Source organism: Streptomyces sp. AN091965, assembly GCF_022698285.1.
GTDB lineage: Bacteria > Actinomycetota > Actinomycetes > Streptomycetales > Streptomycetaceae > Streptomyces.
The window spans coordinates 5,832,364-5,857,377 of the sequence record NZ_JALDMY010000001.1 but is presented as its reverse complement, the minus strand read 5'-3'; the positions used below and the strand labels follow the sequence as shown (position 1 = coordinate 5,857,377).

Annotated in this window: 15 protein-coding genes; 3 read left to right on the top strand and 12 right to left on the bottom strand. The window is 72.6% G+C overall.

The window, feature by feature from the left end:
• The first annotated feature begins 191 nt into the window (after nt 1-191).
• Complete coding sequence (locus tag MQV74_RS24990; protein WP_242721277.1) at nt 192-1,364, top strand: LAETG motif-containing sortase-dependent surface protein; 1,173 nt, start codon at nt 192-194, stop codon at nt 1,362-1,364.
• Nucleotides 1,365-1,498: 134 nt separating this feature from the next.
• Here MQV74_RS24990 and MQV74_RS24985 read toward each other — a convergent pair whose 3' ends face one another.
• The 8 genes from MQV74_RS24985 to MQV74_RS24950 all read right to left on the bottom strand — a co-directional run bounded on the left by MQV74_RS24985 (nt 1,499) and on the right by MQV74_RS24950 (nt 18,013).
• Nucleotides 1,499-3,361 carry a GMC family oxidoreductase N-terminal domain-containing protein gene (locus MQV74_RS24985; RefSeq protein WP_242721273.1) on the bottom strand — a complete coding sequence of 621 codons (1,863 nt, stop codon included), beginning with the start codon at nt 3,359-3,361 and terminating at the stop codon, nt 1,499-1,501.
• 94 nt (nt 3,362-3,455) lie between these two features.
• The gene (locus tag MQV74_RS24980) at nt 3,456-5,072 is read right to left on the bottom strand and encodes a succinic semialdehyde dehydrogenase (protein WP_242721270.1); all 1,617 of its coding nucleotides are present in this window, start codon (nt 5,070-5,072) and stop codon (nt 3,456-3,458) included.
• Between the two features lie 177 nt (nt 5,073-5,249).
• Entirely contained in the window at nt 5,250-6,983 is a 1,734-nt protein-coding gene (locus MQV74_RS24975; RefSeq protein ID WP_242721267.1) for a serine/threonine-protein kinase, read from the bottom strand.
• A 147-nt stretch (nt 6,984-7,130) separates the two neighbouring features.
• Nucleotides 7,131-8,804 carry a serine/threonine-protein kinase gene (locus tag MQV74_RS24970; protein WP_242721264.1) on the bottom strand — a complete coding sequence of 558 codons (1,674 nt, stop codon included), beginning with the start codon at nt 8,802-8,804 and terminating at the stop codon, nt 7,131-7,133.
• An 89-nt stretch (nt 8,805-8,893) separates the two neighbouring features.
• Nucleotides 8,894-10,468, bottom strand: coding sequence for a serine/threonine-protein kinase (locus tag MQV74_RS24965; protein ID WP_242729098.1), 1,575 nt, complete (start codon nt 10,466-10,468; stop codon nt 8,894-8,896).
• A 358-nt stretch (nt 10,469-10,826) separates the two neighbouring features.
• Nucleotides 10,827-13,592, bottom strand: a complete 2,766-nt coding sequence (locus tag MQV74_RS24960) for a protein kinase (RefSeq protein WP_242721261.1) — start codon at nt 13,590-13,592, stop codon at nt 10,827-10,829.
• A 269-nt stretch (nt 13,593-13,861) separates the two neighbouring features.
• On the bottom strand, nt 13,862-16,078 hold the full coding sequence (locus MQV74_RS24955; protein ID WP_242721258.1) for a serine/threonine-protein kinase: 2,217 nt from the start codon (nt 16,076-16,078) through the stop codon (nt 13,862-13,864).
• 228 nt (nt 16,079-16,306) lie between these two features.
• Nucleotides 16,307-18,013 carry a glycerol-3-phosphate dehydrogenase/oxidase gene (locus MQV74_RS24950; RefSeq protein ID WP_242721254.1) on the bottom strand — a complete coding sequence of 569 codons (1,707 nt, stop codon included), beginning with the start codon at nt 18,011-18,013 and terminating at the stop codon, nt 16,307-16,309.
• A 228-nt stretch (nt 18,014-18,241) separates the two neighbouring features.
• Here MQV74_RS24950 and MQV74_RS24945 point away from each other — a divergent pair, with 228 nt between their 5' ends.
• A complete protein-coding gene (locus MQV74_RS24945) occupies nt 18,242-19,495 on the top strand; it encodes a nucleotide sugar dehydrogenase (protein WP_242721251.1) in 1,254 nt (417 codons plus the stop codon).
• A gap of 103 nt (nt 19,496-19,598) precedes the next feature.
• Nucleotides 19,599-20,234 (top strand): hypothetical protein, encoded by a 636-nt coding sequence (locus MQV74_RS24940; RefSeq protein ID WP_242721236.1) that lies wholly within the window; start codon nt 19,599-19,601, stop codon nt 20,232-20,234.
• A gap of 93 nt (nt 20,235-20,327) precedes the next feature.
• On the opposite strand, the gene MQV74_RS24935 is transcribed toward MQV74_RS24940, so the two are convergent.
• The 4 genes from MQV74_RS24935 to MQV74_RS24920 form a co-directional block, all read right to left on the bottom strand.
• The gene (locus tag MQV74_RS24935; RefSeq protein WP_242721233.1) at nt 20,328-21,452 is read right to left on the bottom strand and encodes a GuaB3 family IMP dehydrogenase-related protein; all 1,125 of its coding nucleotides are present in this window, start codon (nt 21,450-21,452) and stop codon (nt 20,328-20,330) included.
• Between the two features lie 112 nt (nt 21,453-21,564).
• Nucleotides 21,565-23,073 carry an IMP dehydrogenase gene (gene guaB, locus MQV74_RS24930; RefSeq protein ID WP_242721230.1) on the bottom strand — a complete coding sequence of 503 codons (1,509 nt, stop codon included), beginning with the start codon at nt 23,071-23,073 and terminating at the stop codon, nt 21,565-21,567.
• Between the two features lie 254 nt (nt 23,074-23,327).
• Complete coding sequence (locus tag MQV74_RS24925) at nt 23,328-23,903, bottom strand: sigma-70 family RNA polymerase sigma factor (protein ID WP_138961349.1); 576 nt, start codon at nt 23,901-23,903, stop codon at nt 23,328-23,330.
• 268 nt (nt 23,904-24,171) lie between these two features.
• On the bottom strand, nt 24,172-24,783 hold the full coding sequence (locus MQV74_RS24920; protein ID WP_003948568.1) for a response regulator transcription factor: 612 nt from the start codon (nt 24,781-24,783) through the stop codon (nt 24,172-24,174).
• Nucleotides 24,784-25,014: the final 231 nt, after the last annotated feature.

Sequence of the window (25,014 nt, the reverse complement as noted above, 5' to 3'; positions counted from 1 at the left end):
CAAGCCCAAGCTCTTCACATCCTCCAGGGATGTGACCCAAAGCACATAAAGTTTCCGTGAGTTCAGATGCAACCATTCACAGGAAACACAAGTCATGCATGCGTAACTACGGCCACTTCCGTGCCCCGGCGCGGAGGCCCCAGCTTCGTGCCACGCGGGACGCGCGGCACGCCGGACTCACCGAGGTCTTCATGAAGCTTCGCCGTGCCCTGGCCGCCGCGGCGGCGACTGCCGCACTCGCCCCGCTCGCGCTGCTCTCGGCTCCGGCCGCGCTCGCGACCGAGGGCGATGCCGCGACGCCGGGCACGAGCGTGAGCGAGACCCCGGAGACCTCCGGCACTCCCACACCGGGCACGCAGGAGCCGACGGAGAAGCCCGGCGGACCCGGCGACGACGGCGCCGGGCCGGATGAGCCGGGTGCCAAGCCCGGTGAGCCCGGCGGCAAGCCCGGCGACGCCCAGAAGCCCGGCGAGAAGCCGGGCGCCGGCGAAAAGCCCGGTGACAAGCCTGGCGAAAAGCCCGGCGAGGAGCCCGGCGAAAAGCCCGGTGACGACGCCACCAAGCCCGGCGGCGAAGAGGGCGACAAGCCCCCGTCCCCGGGCAAGGACCACGAGAAGGACCCCACGCCGGAGCCCTGCGAGGTCGACGACGAGACCGGCGACGACCTCGATAGCCGCCTCGAACTGAGCCTCCAAGGCCTGCCCCGCGAGATCGCCGCGGGCAGCGGCTGGCACACGTTCACGCTGACCGCCGCCAACCCCAGCGACGACGAGCTCGGCGAGGTCAACTGGCTCGCGGCCGTGGACAACTTCTCCAACAGCGAGCACGAGCGGAACTGGCTGAGCACGTACGCGCGCATCCAGTACCTCGACCCGACGGCCGGTGGCTGGAAGTCGATCATCGACGAGGTCTCGGACGGCAGCTACTTCGGGAAGACCACGCTCGGCGCCCACGAGAAGATCGAGCTCAAGCTGCGCCTCGACATCAGCGCCAAGGCCCCGGCGGGCCCGGGCTACGCGCTCGGCCTCGGCGGCTACACGGACGCCGAGCTCGAGTGCACGCACAGCTCGTTCGACTTCTTCGAGTTCACGGTCCTGAAGCCGGGCAGCGACATCGACTACCCGGGCGAGGCCATCGAGCTGCCGGACCGGCCCGCCCCGCGCCCCGCCCCCAAGCCGCAGGGCGGCGTCAAGCCCATCAAGCACACCACCGTCACGACGACCCCGACGCCCAGTGGCAGCCTCGCCGAGACCGGATCGAGCTCCGCGCTGCCGACCATCGGCATCGTCGGCGGCATCGCCGTCGTCGCGGGCGCGGGCGCCGTGTTCGTGGTGCGCCGACGTGGTAACTCGGACGCCGCATAGCGCGCTCCACGCGCGCGTGTGATCACGAGACCACCGAAAGACGCGAAGGACCTGCACTCGGAGGGGGGTGCAGGTCCTTTCGCTGTACGGAGCCCCGAAGTGGCTGTACGGAGCCCCTGGAAACCCGGCCGCCCCTAGGGCGCCCCGGATCCGCCCTTCGGCGGCACCACCGGCACCCCGAGGAACGGCAGCCGCAGCGCCCCGAACGCGTCCGCCGGGACCGCCGGGGACTTCGGCTCGACCGGTGCGAGACGCGCGTACGTTGCGCCCTGCGCGGGACGCGGATCGGTGCCGCCCTTGTTCGGCCAGAACGACATGGCGCGCTCCGCCTGCGCGGTGATCGTCAGCGACGGATTCACGCCGAGGTTCGCGGACACCGCCGAGCCGTCGACCACGGAGATCCCCGGGTGCCCGTACAGCCGGTGGTAGGGGTCGATGACGCCCGTCTCCGGAGAGTCGCCGATCGGGCAGCCGCCCAGGAAGTGCGCGGTGAGCGGGGTGCCCATCAGCTCGCCGACGTTCGAGCCCGGGAAGCCGTTGATCTCCTGGGCGATGAGGGTCGCCGCGCGCGTGGCCTCCGGGATCTGGTCCGGGTTGGGCGCGCCGTGGCCCTGCCGGGCCGTCAGCAGGCCCTTGCCCAGGCCCTTCTCCTTGCGGTACGTGGTGAGCGAGTTGTCCAGGGTCTGCATGACCAGGCCGATGATGGTCCGCTCCGACCAGCGGCGGTTCGACAGGGAGCGCAGCGTGAGCACTGGGTGCCGGGCGGAGTTGGCGAGCCAGCCCGCGACCCGCGCCTTGCCGCCCTTGGCGGTGTACGGCACTTGGAGCAGGGTCAGGCTGCCCATGGCGTTGGACTTCTTGCCGTAGCGGACGGGCTCGATGTGGGTGGTGCCGTTCGGGTGGATGGACGAGGTGATGGCCACGCCCCGGCTGAAGTCGGCCCGGCCGCCCGGGGCACCCCCGTGGCGCTTGCGGTAGCGCCGGTCGGAGGTCTGCGCGCCCACCAGGGCCTCCGAGTTGGTGCGCGTCAGCTCGCCGAGGCGCCGGGATACGCGCGGCAGCAGATGGCTGTCCTTCATGCGGTGCAGCAGCGTCTGCGTGCCGTAGGTGCCCGCGGCCAGGACGACGTGGCGGGCCCGGAACGTGTGGCCCTTGCCCTTGCGCTTGTTGTCGGTGGGCAGCGTGGCCACCGCGTAGCCGCCGCGCGAGTCCTCGGTGAGGGTGACTACGGTCGTCATCGGGTGGATGACCGCCCCGGCCTTCTCGGCGAGGTACAGGTAGTTCTCGGTGAGCGTGTTCTTCGCGCCGTGGCGGCAGCCCGTCATGCACTCGCCGCACTCGGTGCAGGCCCGGCGCGCGGGGCCCACGCCGCCGAAGTACGGGTCGGGAACTTCCCCGCCGGGCCCGGCCGTTGACTCACCGGTGGCGTCCCGTCCGTCACCGAAGAAGACACCGACCGGTGCCATGTGGAAGCTGTCGCCCACCCCCATGGTCTCGGCGGCCGCCTTGAGATGGACGTCGGAAGGAGTCGTCGTTGGATTGAGCCGCACGCCGAGCATGCGCTTGGCCTGCTCGTAGTACGGACGCAGCTCGTCCTGCCAGTCCGTGATGTCCTTCCACTGCGGATCGTCGAAGAACGCCGCAGGCGGCACGTAGAGCGTGTTCGCGTAGTTCAGCGACCCGCCGCCCACGCCCGCGCCCGCCAGGACCATCACGTTGCCGAGCAGATGGATGCGCTGGATGCCGTACAGGCCGAGTGCGGGAGCCCAGAGGTAGTTCTTCAGGTCCCAGGAGTTCCTGGGCAGTGTGGCGCGCGTGAAGCGGCGGCCCGCTTCCAGTACGCCTACGCGATAGCCCTTCTCCGTGAGGCGCAGCGCGGTCACGGATCCGCCGAAGCCGGATCCTACGACGATGACGTCGTAGTCGCTGGCGTCACTGGCATCGCTGGCGTCGCTGTCCTTCCTGCCCTCGCTGCGGACAGAGTTCTCCTGTGGCATTGGGTCTCCTCGCGCTTCGCTGGACGTGCTGTATCGCGCCTGCGGGCCGTACGTGGCTGGTCGCGCAGTTCCCCGCGCCCCTTTCGGGGCGTGCCTAGCGCAGGCGCAGCGCCTTCATCACCTTCAGGCTCGTCGTCATGAACGCCGCGTACTTCTCGTCGTCCATGCCGAAGGACGGTGCGAGCGGGATGAGGCGCTGGTGGGCCACGGTCTGTGCCTCGGTGTACTTGAGGATGCCCTCGGAGCCGTGACGGCGGCCGAGGCCCGAGTCCTTCATGCCGCCCATCGGCGACTGCACGCTGCCGTAGGCGGGCGCGAAGCCCTCGTTGACGTTGACCGTGCCGGTGCGCAGGCGGGCGGCGACGGCGCGGCCGCGCTTGCCGTCCTTCGTCCACACCGAGGAGTTCAGGCCGTAGGGCGTCGCGTTGGCGAGCTCCACCGCCTCGTTCTCGTCGGTGAAGCGGTAGATCGAGACGACCGGGCCGAAGGTCTCCTCCGTGCACACGGCCATCGGCGCCTCGACGCCGTCGAGGATGGTGGGCTCGTAGAAGTACGGGCCTATGTCCGGCCGGGCCGTACCGCCCGCGACGAGGGTGGCTCCCTTGGCGACGGCCTCGTCGACGTGCCGCCGGGTGGTCTCCAGCTGCCGCTCGCCGACCAGCGAGCCCATCTCGGCGCCGTACGCGAGCGAGCGCCCGAGCCGCATCGCCCTGGTGCGCGCGGCGAATCGCTCGACGAAGGCGTCCGCGATCGACTCGTGGACGTACAACCGCTCGATGGAGATGCACAGTTGGCCCGCGGACGAGAAGCAGGCACGGACCGCGCCCGCGGCGGCCTTGTCGACGTCGGCGTCGTGCAGGACCAGCATGGCGTTCTTGCCGCCGAGTTCGAGGGAGACGCCGACGAGCCGGGCGGCGGCGCCCGTGGCGACCTCGCGCCCGGTGCGCGTCGAGCCGGTGAAGGAGACGTAGTCGGCGTGCTTGACGAGTTCGGGGCCCACGACGGGGCCGTCGCCGAGCACGACCTGGAACGCCTCGGCGGGCAGCCCCGCCTCGATGATCAGGTCCCGGGCCCACAGGGCGGTCAGCGCGGTCTCCGTGTCCGGCTTCATGACAAGGGCGTTGCCCGCGACGAGCGCGGGCAGGGCGTCGCCGATGGACAGCTCAAGGGGGTAGTTCCAGGGTGCGATCTGGCCGACGACGCCGCGCGGCTGGCGCAGCTCGGTGACCTTCGTCAGGGCCGGTACGACACCCGTGTGGCGCTTGGGGTTCAGATAGGCGGGCGCGCGGCGGCCGTAGTGGCGGGCCGCGACGACGACGGCCTGGATCTCCTCGTGCGCGTGCAGCCGCGCCTTGCCGGTCTCCAGCTGGATCAGGTCGAGCGCCTCGCCCTGGCGCTGGAGCAGCAGGTCGTGGAAGCGCAGGAGCACCGCGGCGCGCCGGCGCACGGGCGTGCGCGCCCAGGCGATCTGCGCGGTACGGGCGCGCTCGAAGGCGGTGGCGACGTCCTCGGGCGTGGACTCGGGCAGCTCGGCCAGCCGCTCGCCGGTGAACGGCGTGTGGTTGGCCGTGCGGCCCGAGCCGAGCACATCGCGGGTGAGCTGGGCGACCAGTTCGGGCGTGACCACGTCGGCGGCGGTGCGGGCGCCGCGGGGGGCCTGGGCGATCGGGTTCGTACCGAGGGGTGCCGCGGGGGCCTGCGAGTCCGTCATGACGGTGAGCGTATGCCTGGGCGGACGCTTTGGGTACCCATGGGTAACGAGCTTTCACGGGTCTCGCACGCGGGCCCGGCGACCGCCCCACACCGCGCCAGTGCCTGCTGGCAGCAAAGCCGCTGATCAGCGCGTTAGTCGACGCCGGTCACGCCCTTGCCCGCGTGCAACACCCCATCAAGGCTTGCTGATCTCCAGGTCCTCGATGGCCTTCCGCGCCACCTCACGGCCGCGCTCGGTGAAGTCGCTCTTGGCCGGGTAGTCGATCCACAGCTTGTACATGTCCCCGGACTTGGTCCGGTAGTAGAAGATCGTGGCCTCGCGCGGGTACTCCGTCTCGCTCTCCTTGTTCGTGTACGGAATGAGGTTCTCCGCGGACTGGCTGCCCTTGTACTCGCTCTGCGTGGTCTTCTTGCCCGGCCGCAGCTCGTCCGGGCTCAGCGACGAGCCGAGTACCGAACTGCCCTGGTCCAGGTCCTTCATGTCCTCGTACGCCTCGGCCATGGAGGTGCCCGCGATGTAGTTGAGGTCGTCCTCGGACTTCTTGTCGAGGGTCAGCGTCACCGAGATCTGACCGCTGGAGTCCCGGAACGAGACCCAGTGCTCCTTCGGTGCCGCGTCGTCGCCGGGCACCCATCTGTCGTACCCCTTGGGCGCCGAGACGGTGGCGCCGAGGTTCTTCTCGGCGTGCTCCTCCCACGGTCCGGCGTCCGACGAGCCGTCGCCGAACGGATTCACCGCGACGAGCACGCCCGCCACCACCACCGCGGCCACCGCGGCGCCGATCACCACGAGTGCCTTGCGGCCGAGGAAGACGCCCTTGCCGCGCGGCGCGGCCGGGACGCCCGCGACCGTGACCACCTGCGTCGGCGGGGGCTGCGGCGGCCGCACGGCCTCCTCCAGGAGCGCCCGCACCCGCCCCGCGTTCGGGCGGTGCGCGGGGTCCTTGTGCAGCAGGCCGTTGATGGCGTCGGCGAGCGGCCCCTGCGCGGAGGCGGGCGCCGCGGGCGTGGCGTTCAGGACGGACTGCAGGGTCGCGGGCGTGTTGCTGCGGCGGAACGGCGACACGCCCTCCGTCGCCGCGTACAGGACGACGCCGAGCGACCACAGGTCGGACGCCGGTCCGGGACGCTGGCCGAGGACGCGCTCGGGGGCGATGAACTCGGGCGAGCCGACGAAGCCGCCGGTGTCCGTCAGATTCGTCTCGCCCTCGATCTGGGCGATGCCGAAGTCGGTGAGGACGACGCGGTCGTGGTCGCCGAGCAGCACGTTGTCCGGCTTCACGTCGCGGTGCAGGATGCCCGCCGCGTGCGCCGCCTCCAGGGCGCCGAGCACTTCGAGGCCGACGCGCGCCGCCTCGCGCGCGCCGAGGGTGCCCTCGCGCAGTGCGGCGCCGAGCGAGCGCCCCCGTACGAACTCCATGACGATCCACGGCTGGTCGTCCTCGACGACGACGTCGTGGACGTTCACGACCGCCGGGTGGTCGAGGCGGGCGGCGGCACGGGCCTCGCGGCGCATCCGCTCGAAGGCGTTGGCGCGCTCGCGGTCGGGCAGGTGGTCGGGCAGGCGCGGCTCCTTGACGGCCACCTCGCGGTCGACGGTCTCGTCCTTGGCGCGCCAGACCGTGCCCATGCCGCCGTGCCCGAGCTTGGAGAGCAGCCGGTAGCGGCCGCCCACGAGACGGCCCGTGCCCGGGTCGGAACGGGTGGCCTGCGCCTGCGGGTCGGGCGGTGTCCGCGGAGCCGACGGGGCCTGCGCAGCGGACGGTGCCTGCTGGCCGGGGACGGCCCGCGTCGGCTCCGCGTACGGATGGGGGTACGGCGTCCCGCCCTGCTCTGGAGGGCGCGGCGGCTGCAACCCGTAGCTGGTGGTGTCGTGCGGCCCGTAGGAGGCTCCCCCGTCGTTACTCATGGACCCATGACTACCTTGCCCGGCGTGTCTGATTCCAGCCGGGGTCCCCACTTGTGACCGGGGTGATGCACGGACCGGGAACTCACGCCCCCACCAGGCCCTGGGCGCACGGGAGCCACCCCGTACGGACCCGCGTACGACGGTCCGTCAGCGGCGTACGAACGTGTCGACCGCGGTGTCGAAGTACCGCCGCCCCCGCCCGGATTCGGGCAGCGGAGCCGACACCCACACGTCGTACATCCGCCCGCCCTCCTCCCAGCACAGGTCGTAGGTGCGGAGCGGTCCTCGCCGGGTGTACTGCCACAGCGCGGCGGGGCGGCCGTTGCGGGTGGTCTCGGTGACCTGCCCGTCGCGGTATCCGGGGCTGCGCTCGGGGCCCGCCGCGTGCGCGCGGCGCTGGGCCGCGGGCGGGCCGCCGGGCACCGGGGCGGCGGCCTTGATGCCGACGCGGAAGGCGCCGTCCGGGGAGGTGTAGTAGGTGCGCGGCCCGTCCGTGGTGCGCCGGTAGCCCGTGGGCACGGCGAGCGTGAAGCCGCGCGGGTCCTTCGCCAGGCGGTAGCCGCGCGGGGCGTCGGGCGTGGAGGGCCGCACGGAGTCCGGCGTCTTGGTGACCGTGGAGGTGGCCGTGGGCCGGGGAGCTCCGGTGGCCGCGGTGCCGGGCTGCTCCCGCGTGGCCGACGTGGCCGGATTTCCCCCCTCCCCTTCGCCGTCGCGGCCGAGCAGGAGCGCGGCGGCCGAGACCGCGCCGCCCGCCACGGCGGCGACCAGGACGGCGGCGATGAGCATGGTGCGGCCCTGCCGCCGGTTCAGCCGCCGCTGCCGGGTGGCCGGTCCGGGCTCGTAGGGGTCCGCCGGGAGCGGCAGCAGCACCGCGGCCCGGGTCCGTTGGTACCGGGGCAGGTCACGTGGGGTGGACGGATGACGCCCCGGCCATAACGCGGCGGGCAGCAGGCCCGGGCCCGACCGGTCCCCGTCGAGCCTCGGCATCGTGCCGGTCACCACGTACGTCCGCAGCAGCCGTTCCGCCGAGGCCGCGTCGAGCCGTCGCTCCGGGTCGCGTTCGAGCAGCCCGAGGACGACGGGAGCGAGCGGCGCCGCGGCGGGCGGCGGGCGTATCTCGTCGAAGACGACGGCGTGCAGCACCCCGCCGATCGAGTCGCGGCGGAACGGCGACTCGCCGCTGACCGCCGCGACGAGCAGCGCCCCGAGCGACCACAGGTCGGAGGCGGGCCCGGTCCGCTCGCCGGACATCCGCTCGGGCGCGGTGTACTCCGGGGAGCCGACGAACGACCCGCTCTCGGTCAGCGTCGTAGCCCCGCTGACCTGCGCGATTCCAAAGTCCGTGAGGACGACGCGGCCGGTGTTCTCCTCGATGAGCACGTTCGCGGGCTTCAGGTCGCGGTGCAGGATCCCGGCGGCGTGCGCGGTGCGCAGCGCGCCGAGCAGATCGAGGCCGACCCGGGCCGCCGCGTGCGGGGCGAGCGGCCCCGAGCGGGCGATGCGCCGCGCGAGCGACACGCCGTCGACGTACTCCATGACGAGGTACGCGTGGCCGTCCTGGACCACCACGTCGTGCACGACCACGATGTGCGGATGGCTGAGCCGCGCCACCGCGCGCGCCTCGTGCAGGGTGCGCTCGCGCTGCCGGGCGGCCTCCTCGTCGGAGAGGGTCTCGTCGACCGCGAGCTCCTTGACGGCGACCCGGCGGCCGAGGAGCTGGTCACTGGCCCGCCACACGACACCCATGCCGCCCCGGCCGAGCCGCGCTTCGATGCGGTAACGACCGGCGATCACACGGGTGCTGTCACCCAGGCTCCCCATGCGGCCATCATGCCCCAGAGGTGTGGCCATCGATCCGGACCACCGCAGGTGGGGCCGGAGACCGGCCAGTTCAGGCCGCCCGCGCGGGGTCAGTCGCGCCAGCCGCGCAGCACCGCGTCGAACTGCTCCCGCGTCGCGTCCCAGCTCGCCTCGGGACCCGACATGTAGATCATGTACTCGACGCCGTCCCCGTTGACGTAACCCTGCTCGATGGCGTGCCGGGGGCCCTTGGTGGTGTCGCTCGAACCCGCCGTCCAGCGGAACTCCCACAGCGCGCCGGGGTGGTCGCGGAAGTTGTTGGAGTTCAGGTGCAGGCGCTCGTAGTCCGGCAGCTTGAGCTGTCGCTCCAGGTCGACCTGGTGGGCGTAGGGGCTGTCGAAGTCCGGGCTGCGGTCGATGGCGATGCGCACGAAGTGGCGGCCGTTGTCCGGCGTGTAGTCGATCTGGTTGCCGTCCACGCGCCGCGACCAGCCCTTGGGCAGCATCAGGCTGAAGCCCTCGGCGTCGCGCACCCGCACCCAGTCGGCGGGGATGCCGCCGACGACCCGGTCACCGCCCTCGCCGTCCTTGCTGTTCTTGCTCTCCTTGCCCTCGCTGGCCTCGGCGCGGGCGCGGTCGCCGTTGTCACCGCCGAACTGCAGGTACCCGAACACCGCGCCGCCGCCGAGCAGCGCCGCCGCGGCGACCAGCGCGAGCCGTCTGACCCAGCGGCCCCCGCCGGGCGCCGCGGGGGGCGTGGGGGGCACGGGGGCCGTCTGCGGCGCGGTCGCGGGCTGGGTCACGGGCCGGGTCACGGGCGGCGGCAGCTCGTTGGTCCGCGTCGGAACGTACGCCGTCGCGGTGCTGGGCCTGCGTCCCTCCGCGGCCTCGGCGAGCATCTGCTCCGCCTCGTCCGCGCTCGGCCGCGCGGTCGGGTCCTTGCGCAGCAGCGCGGCGATGACGGGGCCGAGGGGTCCGGCGTGCGCGGCCGCCGCGGGCTCCTCCGTCACCACGGCCTGCATGGTGCCGAGCGGCGAGGTGCGGCGGAACGGCGAGGTGCCCTCCACCGCCGTGTACAGCGTGGCGCCGAGCGCCCACAAGTCGGCCGCGGGGCCGGGGTTGGCGCCGCTGACCCGCTCGGGCGCCAGATAGTCGACGGACCCCACCACTTCGCCGGTGCGCGTGATGGTCTTGTCGCCCTCGATCGCCGCGATGCCGAAGTCGGTGAGCAGCACCCGGCCGTCGTTCGACAGCAGGACGTTGCCCGGCTTGATGTCGCGGTGCAGGACCCCGGCGGTGTGCGCGGCCCGCAGGGCGCGCAGCACCCACAGGCCGATGCGGGCGACCTCGCGCGCCTCGACGCGGCCCCGCTCCTTGACCGCGTCGGCGAGCGAGCAGCCCTCGACGAGCTCCATCACGATCCACGGCCGGTCGTCGTACTCGAGCACGTCGTGGACGGTGACGACGGCGGAGTGGTTGATCTGCGCCTGGGCCCGCGCCTCCGTCTGGGTGCGCGTCAGCAGGACCGCGCGGTCGGCCTCCTGCACCCACTGGGCGGCCGTCAGCTCCTTGACGGCGACGGCCCGGTGCAGCACCTCGTCCCGCGCGCGCCACACCCGCCCCATGCCACCGCTGCCGATGGACTCACCGAGCCGGTAGCGGCCGGCGAGGAGCAGGCCCTGCATCTGATTCACGTTCCCCCGCAGTTGGTCTTGACAGGGCCCAGGTTCTGACAGAGCCAAGGGTAAGGAGGCGCGGGGAGGCAGGGAACGGGAGGGGGTGGCCGGAAGCCGCACTGTGACGGATGCGGCTCCGGTTCTTCGCCGTTCCACCGCGAATCCCCGCATTACCCCCGCGTACGGAGGGGCCACTTCCAGTTGTTCCCGGTGCCGACGATGACGACGGCTGGGGCGGTTCGGTTCCGCCCGCTCCCGATGCGGTGCGGTCCGGAGCGCTCCCGATGCGGTGCGGTCCGGAGCGCTCCCGGTGTGGTCCGGCGCCCTCCGGTCCTCCGGCCCTCCGGCCCGCTGGTTCCGGAGAACGTCACCCAGTGGCCTGGTACGACTTCGACGCCTGCTCGTACAGCCGGTCCACCTCGTCCCGTTCGGCCTCCGGGCCGCGCACCTGCACCACGTGGTACTTGCCGTCCACGATCAGCGCCAGATTGCGCACGAAGACCTCCGTGCCGTCCGAACCCTGCCAGGTGAACTGGCCCTCCGCCATGGCGCGGCCGCCCACGTCGACCCGGCGCATCCCGCTGGACGTGGCCCAGGAGGAGTCCCGGAACGGCTGGAGCTCGCGCTCGTCCTCCTTCTGGTACTTCATCGGGTCCGTGCCGTAGTCCCCGGTGCTGTCCCGGCCCGGGACGACGAGGAGCTCGAACTTGCCGTGGGTGTAGAGCACTTGCTCCCGGCCGTTCATCGCCTGGCGCTGCCAGCCGCTGGCCACGGCGACGCGGAAGCCCTCCGTGTCCTTGCGCAGCGCGAAGCCGGGCGCCAGGTCGGGCGCGGTGGTCTGCGGCTCCTGCGCGCCGGAGGTCTTCTCGTCGTCGGGCGTCTTCCCCGGCTTGTCGTCCTGGCCCTCGCCCTTGTCGTCGGTGTCGCCGCCCCGGCCCGGCTTGCCGTTGCCCGCGGGGCGGTCGTCCGGGGCGGTGCTGGACTCGCCCGCGTTGCCCGTGCGCCCCGCGCCCTCGTTCTCATCGGCCTTGGGCATGAACAGCATCGCGTACGTGACCGCCGCCACGAGCCCCGCGAGGATCACCAGGAGCAGCACCCGGCCGAGGGAACGCGGCCCCTGCGCGGGGCGCGGCTCCCGCTCCGGGCGGGGCGCCCGCACCGGCTTGGTGTCCCGGGTGTGCTCCCGGCCGCGCTTGTGGCGGCCGTGGCCGGTGGCGACCGGCGCGGGCGGGCGCCGCTTGCGCACGACCTCGCCCCGGCGGCGTACGACGGGCAGCCTGCCGCCGTCGTACGGCGGTGCCGGGACCACGTGCGTGCCCGCGTCCGGCTCCGGCGCCGACCGCACCAGGGAGCGCAGCCAGCCGCTCAGCTCCTCGAAGTCGATGCGCTCGGTCGGGTCCTGACGCAGCAGCGACTCCACGACCGGCCGCAGCGGCCCGCACTCCTCGGCGAACGCGGGCGGCTCCGCGCACACCATCTGCACCAGCTCGGCCGTGCTCTCCTCCGGGTAGGGCGCGTGGCCCTGGACGGCACGGAAGAGCAGCGCGCCGAGCGCCCACAGGTCGGTGGCGGGGCCGATGGGCGCGGCGAGCTGCCAGTTCTCGTGCACGGGACCGGCCTGCTCGGGGGCCCAGCGCTCGGTGACCGCGCCCACGACCGTCATCCGCGCGTGCCGGGCCCGCTCGGCGGCGAGCGCGGTGGCGGGGCCGCGCCGGGGACGCCGCTCGGCCGCGGGGTCGCCCCAACGGCCGCTGAGGGCATGGCCGTCCGGCTCGGAGCCCTCGTACTCGGCGGCCTCCTGGTCCTCCTCGGCCGCGGTGCGGTACGTGTCGTGCCCGCCGTGCCCGCCGTGTCCGCCGTAGGTGTCCCGCGTGTCGTACCTGTCGTACGCGTCGTCGTCCTGCGGTGTTTGCCGCTGCGGCGGCGCCGACCGCTTGGCCAGGCTCGGGGCCAGGGCGTCGCCCTGCGCGGGCACACCGGTCCGGGGCACGGCGCCGTGCCACTGCTTGCGTGCGCCGCCGTTCCAGCTCTCCGGCGCGCCGCCGTGGGTCTCCCGGCCGCCGCGCACTCCGTACGGATCCGCGATCCGGCCGGTGGCGCTGCCGGTCTCGGCCTCGCTGACCTGGGCCGCCGCCCGGGCCGCGCCCGCGCGGTACGCGGCGATCGCACCGGCGCGCGCCGCCCGCAGGTCGGATGCGTAGTCGGGCTCGGGCCGGGCGTCCGGCTCGGGGGCGGGGTCGGTCTCGTACGCGGCACCCGGCTCGTACGCGTCAGGGGCATACGCGTCGGACGCATAGGGCTCATACGGCGGATCGGGCTCGTGCGGCGAGTCGGACTCGTACGGCGGATCGGGCTCGTACGCGGGCTCCGGGGCCGCCTCCGGGCCGCGGGCCTCACGTGCCTCTCCGGCCGCGCCGCCCGCTCCGGCCGCGAGGGAGCCCGCGGGCTCCGTGAAGCCGGAGAAGTCCTCGCCCTCGGGCCGCGGGTCGTACCCGCACAGGGCCTCCTCCGCCGCGCCCGCCGCGAGCCCCGTGAGGAGCACGCGCCCGTCGTCGCAGACGAGCACCGTGCGCGCGGTGATGTTCCGGTGGACCCAGCCGTGCGCGTGCAGCACGCGCAGCGCGGTCACGACGTCGGCGGCGACCTCCGCCGCCCGGAACGGGTTCAGCGGTTTGTCGGCGAGCAGCGCCGCGAGCGGCCGGGCCGCCACCAGTTCACTGACTATCCACAGCGAGCCGTCCTCCGCGAACACGTCGAAGACCTGGTCCAGACGCGGATGGTCGGGGATGCGCGCGGCGGCCTGCGCGGCCTCTATGGCCCGGCGCACCGCGGGGTCGCTGGGCCTGCGCGTGGCCCGTGCGCCGGGGCGCCTGGGGGTCCGCGCGCCGGAGCCCGCGCTCCTGAAGCCCTCGGGCAGTCCGCCGGGCAGGACGTCACTCAGGTCGCCGTCGCCGTAGCCCTCGTCGCCGACCACTTCCGCCTCGACGACCTCCGGCAGGGGGACCTGCCTGACCAGGACTTCCTGACCGCTGTAGGTGTCGAAGGCGCGGGTCTCGGCGAACTCGTACTCATCGGCCGGCGGCAGCGGCAGGCGGTAGCGGTCGGCGAGCACCCGTCCCGCATAGTCGTCCACGATGCCTCCCCCAACCGCCCGGTGGTCAATTCCGTTCGTTTTACGGCTCGTTGCGCTTGCTTACCCTCCGCAAGCACTCACGATACGTCTCCAGGCCGGACCGTATTGACGGGATGCCAGATCTCACCGGATCGTCAACCACCGGTTCCGGCTCTTCTCGGGGCCCGCTCGCGGATCATCCGCGGGGCCACCTCCCCGGTCGCCGCCCGGCCCGCTCCTCGGACCGCTCCTTGGATCGCTCCCCGGACCACTCCTGGGTCATCCCTGGGTCACTTCTTGGGCTCGAACGTGCGCGTGAACGTCCGCCAGGTGTCCCGGCGCTGGTCATCGTCCCAGCGATCGGCCTTCGACGTGTACATCAGTCCGTAGCCGAGACCGCCGTTGACCACGAAGCCGCGGTCGACCGAGCGGTACTTGGTGCCGCCGTCGACGTAGGTGAACTCCCAGTCGGCCGTGAGCCAGCCGCGGAAGTCCACCTTCTCTATTCGGATCCGCTTGTATGCCGCCCGGCGCATGCCCGACTCCTGGTTCTTCCAGTCGGCCACCGGGTTGTCCTTGGGCGTGGTGGTCCAGCCGACGAGCAGCCGCTGGTCGTCCGGCCCCGTGAAGCGGGCGCCCGCGCGGTCCGTGCCCTTGAACGTCCAGCCCTTGGGCAGGCCGATCGAGAAGCCCTGCGGGTGCTTGTGCGTCGTCTCGGCGCCGTCGCCCTTGCCCTTGTCCTTCTCCTTGCCGTCCCCGCCGATGGGCGCGCCCTGACCGGCGCCGTCGTCCTTGCCGGAGCCCTGGCCCTCGCCCTGGTCGCCCTTGGCGCCGTCGTCCTTGCCGGTGCCGGACCCGTCGGACTTCCCGTCGTCGGTGTCCTTGCCCTTGCCCTTGCCCTCGCCGCCCGCGCTCGCGCCGCTGGAGGCGGAGGTGCCGGTGCCCTTGCCGCCCTTGTCGCCCTCGTCGCCGTTGAGCGCGAAGGCGAGCACCGTGCCGAGCACGGCGAGCACGACGACCACCGCGATGATCACCAGGGTGCGCCGGGGCACCACGTCCGTGAGCGGCGCCCTGGCGGGCGGTCTGGGCGGTGTGCCGGGCGGCGTCCCGGGCTGGGCGGGCACACGGGCGCCGTGCGGGGAACCGCCCCCTGCGGCGGTGGAGTTCACCCCGGCGCCGACACCGGAACCAGCGCCGAGGCCTGTGGCCGTGCTCGCGCCGGAACCCGTCGCGGTGACGCGCGTCGCCGCCGGGCCGGTCGTGGGCCGCGCCGGAACACCGGAGCCGGTGCCAGCGCTCGTGGCTGTCGTACGGTTCCCCGAAGCGACCGCCCCATCCACGGCTCCGGGCGCCGGGGCCCCGGCCGGGGAACCCGTCGCGGGCGCGCCGCCACCCGTGCCCCGGGCCGTGGCGGAACCGCCGAGTGCCGTGGCGCCACCGGCCGCCGCGGCTCCAGCGCCCCGGGACGTCGCCGCCGCGGCCGCCTTCTTGCGCACCGAGCGGAACGCGCCCTTCAGCCGCTCCGCCGCCTCCTCGCCCTTACGGCCGCCGGAGGTCCCGGGTCCCTGCGCGGGCACCGGAGGCACCGGCGGCAGGGGCACGACCTTCGTGGCGTCCGCCGGATCCTCGGGGAGCCTGTCCGCCGCGCCGTCCGGGGAGTTGATCACTTCCTGGAGCAGGGCCCGCGCGCTCGCGTCGTCGAGCCGCTGCTCGGGGTCCTTGGCGAGGAGGCCGTAGATGACCTTCTCCAGCAACGGACCGGCGTTCTCCGGGGGGTCGACCGCCTCGGTCATGACGGCGGTGAGCGTGGCGATGGCCGAGCCCTTGTCGTACGGCGGCACGCCCTCCACGGCCGCGTAGATCAAGCCGCCGAGCGACCACATGTCGGCCGCGGGGCCGGGCTTGTGGCCGCGCGCCCGCTCCGGCGAGATGTACGAGGGAGCGCCGACGAGCATGCCCGTCGAGGTGATGGACGGGTCGCCCTCGACCTGGGCGATGCCGAAGTCGGTGAGGACCACCCGGCCGTCCTCGGCGATGAGGACGTTGGACGGCTTCACGTCGCGGTGCAGGATGCCCTCGCGGTGCGCGGAGCGCAGCACGTCGAGCACGGCGAGCCCGACCTCGGCCGCGCGCCGCGGCGTGAGCAGCCCGTCCTCGCGGACGGCCTCGGCGAGGGACTTGCCCTCGACCAGTTCCATCACGATCCACGGCCGGTCGTCCTCGTCGACCACGTCATAGACCGTCACCGCGCCGGTGTTGCGGATCCGGGCGATCGCCTTGGCCTCGCGGAGGGTGCGGGTGATGAGGCGCCGCTTCTCCTCGTCGTCGATGCTGGAAGGGAAGCGCAGCTCCTTCACCGCGACCGTGCGGCCCAGCGTCTCGTCCTTCGCCCGCCAGACCGTGCCCATGCCGCCCCGGCCGAGCACGTCACCGAGCCGGTACCGGCCCGCGAGGAGACGCGCGCTCTGATCCTGACGGGCCCCGCCCGTCTGCTCCGCCTCCGACATGCGTCCCCTCAACTACCCGCACAACCCGCCCTGACAGAGCCTTCATTGTCCCTCACCCGAGGACCGGTCAACGCCGCGGGTCGGATGTCCCACATGGTGGACTTCGTCGCCTCGCGAACCCCTGCGCACCACCCCAAACCCCCCTGGTCATACCCTCCTTGGCACCCCGCTCCGGTCAAACCGCCCGATCTCTGGCGTGTCCTTCCTTGACAACCCCGGGCCCGGCCTCTAGAGGGGCACGATGTCCGGCGCCCCGAGGCGGGCCGCGTCCGCCGTCAGGTCGTCCGGCTGGCGCTGGGACTCGCGCTCGGCCTCCACCCGCTTCTCGTAGTGCTGGACCTCGCGCTCGACTTGGTCCTTGTCCCAGCCGAGGACGGGCGCCATCAGCTCGGCGCACTCGCGGGCGCTGCGCGTGCCGCGGTCGAAGGTCTCGATGGAGATGCGGGTGCGGCGGGTCAGCACGTCGTCCAGGTGCCGGGCGCCCTCGTGCGAGGCCGCGTAGACGACTTCTGCGCGCAGATAGTCCTCGGCGGCGTGCAGCGGGGCGCCGAGTGAGGCGTCGCCCTCGATCAGCTCGATGACCTCTTCGGCCAGCGAGCCGTAGCGGTTCAACAGGTGCTCGACGCGCACCACGTGCAGGCCGGTGCGCGCGGCGATGCCCGCGCGGGCGTTCCACAGCGCGCGGTAACCCTCGGCTCCGACCAGGGGGATGTCCTCGGTGACGCACTCCGCGACGCGCTGGTCCAGGCCGTGCACCGCCTCGTCCACGGCGTCCTTGGCCATGACGCGGTACGTCGTGTACTTGCCGCCCGCCACCACGACAAGGCCGGGCGCGGGGTGCGCGACCGTGTGCTCCCGGGAGAGCTTGCTCGTGGCGTCCGACTCCCCGGCGAGCAGCGGGCGCAGGCCCGCGTACACCCCCTGGACGTCGTCGCGGGAGAGGGGGACCGCGAGGACCGAGTTCACATGCTCCAGGAGGTAGTCGATGTCCGCGCTGGAGGCCGCCGGGTGGGCCTTGTCCAGGTCCCAGTCCGTGTCGGTGGTGCCGACGATCCAGTGCCTGCCCCAGGGGATGACGAACAGGACGCTCTTCTCCGTGCGCAGGATCAGACCCGACGTCGAATTGATCCGGTCCTTCGGTACGACCAAATGGATGCCCTTGGACGCCCGGACGTGGAACTGGCCGCGCTCGCCGACCATCGCCTGGGTGTCGTCGGTCCACACCCCGGTGGCGTTGACGATCTGCTTGGCGCGGATCTCGTACTCCCCGCCCGCCTCGACGTCCTGGACGCGGGCGCCGACGACCCGCTCGCCCTCGCGGAGGAAGCCGGTCACCCGCGCGCGGTTGGCGGCCCGGGCGCCATAGGCCGCGGCGGTGCGCACGAGGGTGGCCACATAGCGGGCGTCGTCCATCTGCGCGTCGTAGTACTGGAGGGCCCCGACGAGGGCGTCCCGCTTCAGGCAGGGGGCCACGCGCAGGGCGTGACGACGGGTCAGGTGGCGGTGCATGGGCAGGCCCCGGCCGTGGCCGCGCGCCATCGACATCGCGTCGTACAGCGCGACGCCCGATCCGGCGTAGAGCCGCTCCCAGCCCTGGTGCTGCAGGGGATACAGGAACGGCACCGGCTTCACCAGGTGCGGGGCCAGCCGCTCCAGAAGCAGACCGCGCTCCTTCAGGGCCTCTCTGACCAGCGCGAAGTCCAGCATCTCCAGATAGCGCAGGCCGCCGTGGATGAGCTTGCTCGACCGGCTCGACGTGCCCGACGCCCAGTCCCTGGCCTCGACGATGCCCGTGGTCAGGCCGCGCGTCACGGCGTCGAGCGCGGTGCCCGCGCCCACCACGCCGCCGCCCACGACGAGAACGTCCAGCTCGCGCTCGGCCATGCCCGCGAGTGACTCGGCACGCTCCGCCGGCCCCAGAGTCGCTGTCCTCACCGCTGCCTCCCGTGGTCGTCGGATGTGGTCGCGCTCACATCATGCCCAGATTCTTGTCGCGCTCGCCGAGTTCAGCCACCGCCTGTGGACAACACTCCGGCGACGGGCGGAGTCCAATGCCGCAAATCGGTCATATTTACTCCTAGTCTGACATTGCGCTGCCCCATCTTGTCCACAGGGCTTGCGCCCTCGTCCCGCTCCGGCTATTGGGAAGGACGGCTCACCGCCATGCCAGCAGACCTCGCCGTCATCGGCCTCGGCCACCTCGGCCTGCCCCTGGCCCAGGCCGCCGCCCACAGCGGCATCGCCACCATCGGCTACGACCCCGCCCGCGCACCCGAGCTCGCGAGCGGCCGCCTTCCCGGCGACGGCGCGGAGGGCACCCTCACCGCCGCCGACGTCCGCCGCATGCTCGCGGGCGGCTTCCGCCCGACGACCGACCCGGCCGAGCTCGGCCGGGTCCGCACCGCCGTCATCTGCGCGCCCACGCCACAGGCGGCCGACCGCACGCTCGACCTCGGCCCGGTGGCCGAGGCCGCCCGCGCCCTGGCCGCACGCCTGCGCCCGCACACCACGGTCATCCTCGAATCGCCCGCCTACCCGGGAACCACGGAGGAATTCCTCCGCCCCCTCCTCGAAGAGGGCTCGGGCCTGCGCGCCGGACGCGACTTCCACCTCGCCTACTCCCCCGGCCGCCTCGACCCCGGCAGCCGCACCCACGGCTACGCCGCCACCCCCAAGGTCATCGGCGGCCTCACCCCCGCCTGCACCGAGTCCGCGGCCGCCTTCTACGGCCGCCTCACCGACAAGGTCGTACGCGCGCGTGGGCCGCGGGAGGCCGAAACCGTGCACCTCCTGGAGACCAACTACCGCCACGTGAACATGGCGTTGGTCAACGAGATGGCCGTGCTCTGCCACGACCTCGGCATCGACCTCTGGGACGTCATCCGCTGCGCCGAGACCAAGCCGTTCGGCTTCCAGGCCTTCCGCCCGGGCCCCGGCGTCGGCGGCCACGGCGCACCCCTGGAGGTGCCGGGCCCGGCCCACGGAGCCCGCCCCCTGCGCATGGTCGAACTCGCCCAGCAGGTCAACGACCGCATGCCGGGCTACGTCATCCAGCGCGCCGCGACCCTGCTCAACGAACACGGCAAGTCCGCCCGCGGCGCACGCGTGCTGCTGCTCGGCATCACGTACAAGCCGGACGTCGCCGACCAGCAGGGCGCCCCCGCCCAGGAGATCGCGGTCCGTCTCATGCAGCTCGGCGCCGCCGTCAGCTACCACGACCCGTACGTGGCCCACTGGAACGTTCTCGGCCATCCCGTCCCGCGCGCGGACAGCCTCTACGAAGCGGCCGCCGACGCCGATCTGACGATCCTGCTCCAGCAGCACCGCACCTACGACCTCCAGGGTCTGGCCGTGAAGGCCCAACTCCTGCTCGACACCCGGGGCGCGACCCCGGCGGGCGCCGCCCACCGCCTCTGATCCCCCGTCCGACCCCCTGGGGCACGTCCGCCGCTGCTGCTACCGTGCGGATCCAGCCATTTACCGCACACCAGTGCACTCATATGTTCCAGGGGGAAACCACATGACGCAGCCCACGCCTCCAGGCCAGCCCGGCTACCCGTACGGCCAGGGCGGAGCCGATCCGTACGGCCAGGGCGGCGCTCAGCAACCGTACGGCCAGCCGGGTTACGGCTACCCCCAGCAGCCGCAGCAGCCCTACGGCCAGCCGCAGCCCCAGCAGCCGTACGCCCCGTTCCCGCAGCAGCAGAACGGCTTCCAGCCGCCGTACACGGTGCCCGCGCCGCCCGCTCCCGCCCGGGACAACGTGGGCCTCGGCATCGTCGTCGCCGTCGTGACCGCCCTCGTCGCGGCCGGGGTCTACGGAGCCGTCATCGGCGCCACGGAGCACGAGATCGGCTGGGCCGCCGTGGGCGTCGGCTTCGTCGTGGGCCTCGCCACGGGCAAGGTCGGCGGCCGCAACCCCGCCCTCGCGGTGATTTCGGCCGCCCTGTCCCTCGGCGCCGTCTACCTGGGCCAGCTGGTCGGCGCCGCCATGGTCATCTCCGACAAGTTCCACACCAGCTTCTCGACGGTGTTCTTCGACCACTTCGACGCCCTCCAGAAGGGCTGGAAGGAAGACGCCGACGCGATGACGTTCGTGTTCTTCGCGATAGCCGCGGTGGCCGCCTTCGGCGGCGCCAAGCGCGCCGCGCAGTAGCGCTCGTACGCGTAGAAGCATGCGAAAAGGGGTCAGGGGCCGCCCGAAGGCGGCCCCTGACCCCTTTTCCGTCCGCTCAAGCGCGGCGCGACGTCACCGCTTGTGCTGCGAGTCCGCCACCGTCACCTCGACGCGCTGGAACTCCTTGAGCTCGCTGTAGCCGGTCGTGGCCATCGCGCGGCGCAGGGCGCCGAAGAAGTTCATCGAGCCGTCCGGGATGTGCGACGGGCCCGTGAGGATCTCCTCGGTGGTGCCGACGGTGCCCAGGTCGACCTTCTTGCCGCGCGGCACGTCCTCGTGGACGGCCTCCATGCCCCAGTGGTGCCCCTGGCCCGGCGCGTCCGTGGCGCGCGCGAGCGGGGAGCCCATCATCACGGCGTCCGCGCCGCAGGCGATGGCCTTGGGCAGGTCGCCCGACCAGCCCACGCCGCCGTCCGCGATGACGTGCACGTAGCGGCCGCCGGACTCGTCCATGTAGTCGCGGCGGGCGGCGGCGACGTCGGCCACGGCGGTGGCCATCGGGACCTGGATGCCCAGGACGTTGCGCGTGGTGTGGGCGGCGCCGCCGCCGAAGCCGACGAGGACACCGGCCGCGCCGGTGCGCATCAGGTGCAGGGCGGCCGTGTACGTGGCGCAGCCGCCGACGATGACCGGGACGTCCAGCTCGTAGATGAACTGCTTCAGGTTCAGCGGCTCGGCGGCGCCGGAGACGTGCTCGGCCGACACCGTCGTACCGCGGATCACGAAGATGTCCACGCCCGCGTCCACGACGGCCTTGGAGAACTGCGCGGTGCGCTGCGGGGAGAGCGCGGCGGCGGTGACGACGCCCGCGTCGCGCACCTCCTTGATGCGCTGCCCGATCAGCTCTTCCTTGATGGGGGCGGCGTAGATCTCCTGGAGGCGGCGCGTCGCGGCCTCGGCGGGCAGCTCACCGATCTCGTCGAGCAGCGGCTGCGGGTCCTCGTACCGCGTCCACAGGCCTTCCAGGTTCAGCACGCCGAGGCCGCCGAGCTCGCCGATGCGGATGGCGGTCGACGGCGACACCACGGAGTCCATGGGGGCCGCGAGGAAGGGCAGCTCGAAGCGGTAGGCGTCGATCTGCCAGGCGATCGAGACCTCCTTCGGGTCGCGGGTGCGCCGACTCGGTACGACGGCGATGTCGTCGAAGGCGTACGCCCGGCGGCCGCGCTTGCCGCGCCCGATCTCGATCTCAGTCACGTGTGTGGCCCTTCAGCTTTCCTACGGCACTCCGTATGCCGTTCCAGTATCCCCGACACGCGCGTGTGGGGGCGGCCCAGGATTCCGGGCCGCCCCCACACGCGCGTGGCCGCTACTTGTTGCGGCTGTAGTTCGGTGCCTCGACGGTCATCTGGATGTCGTGCGGGTGGCTCTCCTTGAGGCCCGCCGACGTGATCCGCACGAAGCGGCCGTTGGCCTGGAGCTCGGGCACCGTACGACCGCCCACGTAGAACATCGACTGGCGCAGACCGCCCACCAGCTGGTGCACGACCGCGGACAGCGGGCCGCGGTAGGGCACCTGGCCCTCGATGCCCTCGGGAACCAGCTTCTCGTCGGAGGCGACGCCCTCCTGGAAGTACCGGTCCTTGGAGAAGGAGCGCTGGTCACCACGGGACTGCATGGCGCCGAGGGAGCCCATGCCGCGGTACGACTTGAACTGCTTGCCGTTGATGAAGAGCAGCTCGCCCGGGGACTCCTCGCAGCCCGCGAGCAGCGAGCCGAGCATGACCGTGTCCGCGCCGGCGACGAGCGCCTTGGCGATGTCTCCGGAGTACTGCAGGCCGCCGTCGCCGATCACCGGGACACCGGCTTCCTTGGCGGCGAGCGACGCTTCGTAGATGGCCGTTACCTGCGGTACGCCGATGCCGGCGACGACGCGGGTGGTGCAGATGGAGCCAGGGCCGACGCCGACCTTGATGCCGTCGACACCGGCGTCGATGAGGGCCTTCGCGCCGTCACGGGTGGCGATGTTGCCGCCGATGACGTCGACGCCGCTGGAGTTCGACTTGATCTTGGCGACCATGTCGCCGACCAGGCGGGAGTGGCCGTGGGCGGTGTCGACGACGATGAAGTCGACACCCGCCTCGATCAGCGCCTGGGCGCGGTCGAAGGCGTCACCGGCGACGCCGACGGCGGCACCGACGATCAGGCGGCCCCCGGCGTCCTTCGCGGCGTTCGGGTACTTCTCGGCCTTCACGAAGTCCTTGACCGTGATGAGGCCCTTGAGGACGCCGCCGTCGTCGACCAGCGGCAGCTTCTCGATCTTGTGGCGGCGCAGCAGCTCCATGGCGTCCACGCCCGAGATGCCGACCTTGCCGGTGACCAGCGGCATCGGCGTCATGACCTCGCGCACCTGGCGGGAGCGGTCCGCCTCGAAGGCCATGTCGCGGTTGGTGACGATGCCGAGCAGCTTGCCCGCGCCGTCGGTCACCGGGACGCCGCTGATGCGGAACTTGGCGCAGATCGCGTCGGCCTCGGCGAGCGTGGCGTCCGGGTGCACGGTGATGGGGTCCGTCACCATGCCGGACTCGGAGCGCTTGACCAGGTCGACCTGGTTCGCCTGGTCGGCGATCGACAGGTTCCGGTGCAGTACGCCGACGCCGCCCTGGCGGGCCATGGCGATGGCCATGCGGGACTCGGTGACCTTGTCCATCGCGGCCGAGAGCAGCGGGACGTTCACCCGGACGTTCTTCGAGACGTGCGAGGCGGTGTCGATGTCACCCGGCGCCATGTCCGACGCGCCCGGCAGCAGCAGCACGTCGTCGTAGGTCAGCCCGAGTGTCGCGAATTTCTCGGGCACTCCGTCGACGTTTGCAGTCATGACACCTTCCCCAAATGGCCTTGATCGGTGCGGATGTCCATGCTAACGGGAAGCGTGGCTCTCTCATTCCACAGTTCCGGGTGCCCTACGGCTTCGTAGGTTCACACAGAGTCTCCTCGGGGCCCTCGTCGGCCGGGTCGTGCCCGGTACGGCCGGAGTGCACCGCTTCGCGACGCGCCGTCGCGGCCGAAAAGAGATCCTGGCCACAGGGGCCGGAACGGGGCGGGATCCACCGCTCCGGCACGGGCGGTGCGCTACTGCTCGGCCAGGGCCCGCAGACGGCTCAGCGCCCGGTGCTGCGCCACCCGGACCGCGCCGGGCGACATGCCCAGCATCTGCCCGGTCTCCTCGGCCGTGAGGCCGACGGCGACGCGGAGCAGCAGCAGCTCGCGCTGGTTCTCGGGGAGGTTCGCCAGGAGTTTCTTGGCCCATTCCGCGTCGCTGCTGAGCAGCGCGCGCTCCTCGGGCCCGAGGGAGTCGTCGGGCCGCTCGGGCATCTCGTCCGAGGGCACGGCGGTCGACCCCGGGTGGCGCATCGCCGCCCGCTGGAGGTCCGCGACCTTGTGCGCGGCGATGGCGAAGACGAAGGCCTCGAAGGGCCGCCCGGTGTCGCGGTAGCGCGGCAGGGCGAGCAGGACCGCGACGCAGACCTCCTGCGCGAGGTCCTCCACGAAGTGGCGGGCGTCACCCGGGAGTCGGGAGAGCCGGGTGCGGCAGTAGCGGATGGCGAGAGGGTGCACATGGGCCAGGAGGTCGTGCGTGGCCTGCTCGTCACCCTCGACAGCGCGAAGGACGAGGGCACCGATCACCGTCGTCTTGTCCTCGCGCATCGGTCCATGGTGCCTCGGTGCTGACTGATCTGTGGCACCGCGTCCATAGTTGTGCACCGAAGCGTTATGAGCAGGTGCGCCGAAACTCATCTCCCGCACCCTCCCCTTGCGCTCGGCCGACTCGTCCCCAAGGAACTCCACACCTTCAAGGATGCGGCATCGGCGACGAAGCGCCACAAGCCGCTCCCGCGGCGGGCGGTTGCGGGCGTCCATGGCCCCGCCCGCCGCACGGCGGGCGGGGATCGCCATGCCCCCCGCGACAACCCGTCTAGCGAACCAGACCCCAGCGGAAGCCGAGCGCCACCGCGTGCGCCCGGTCCGAGGCGCCGAGCTTCTTGAAGAGGCGCCTGGCGTGCGTCTTCACCGTGTCCTCGGAGAGGAAGAGCTCGCGCCCGATCTCCGCGTTGGACCGGCCGTGGCTCATGCCCTCCAGGACCTGGATCTCCCGCGCGGTGAGCGTGGGCGCGGCCCCCATCTCGGCCGACCTCAGCCGCCGCGGCGCGAGCCGCCAGGTCGGGTCGGCGAGGGCCTGGGTCACGGTCGCGCGCAGCTCGGCGCGCGAGGCGTCCTTGTGCAGATAGCCGCGGGCGCCCGCGGCGACCGCGAGCGCGACCCCGTCCAGGTCCTCGGCGACGGTGAGCATGATGATGCGCGCGCCGGGGTCGGCGGAGAGCAGCCGCCGCACGGTCTCGACGCCGCCCAGTCCGGGCATGCGTACGTCCATCAGGATCAGGTCCGAGCGGTCGGCGCCCCAGCGGCGGAGGACTTCCTCGCCGTTGGCCGCTGTCGTCACGCGCTCCACGCCGGGCACGGTCGCGACCGCGCGGCGCAGCGCCTCTCGGGCGAGCGGGGAGTCGTCGCAGACGAGGACGGATGTCATGGCCGTCCTCCGCAGCTGATGCGCGTCACCTTGAGCCTCCAGGCTGGTACAAGTCGTCACCTGTGCGGTTGACGCACTCGGACACCTGCCCGAGCACTTGTTGTTTCAACCGCCTCCGCACTCTCAACGATGGTCACTCGAAAGAGTTACGGGTCGGACTGCCGCCTTCGGCACTCTACGTGAGGGCGCGGACACGGCACAGGCGGCATGAAACCGCACATACCTGGTTGA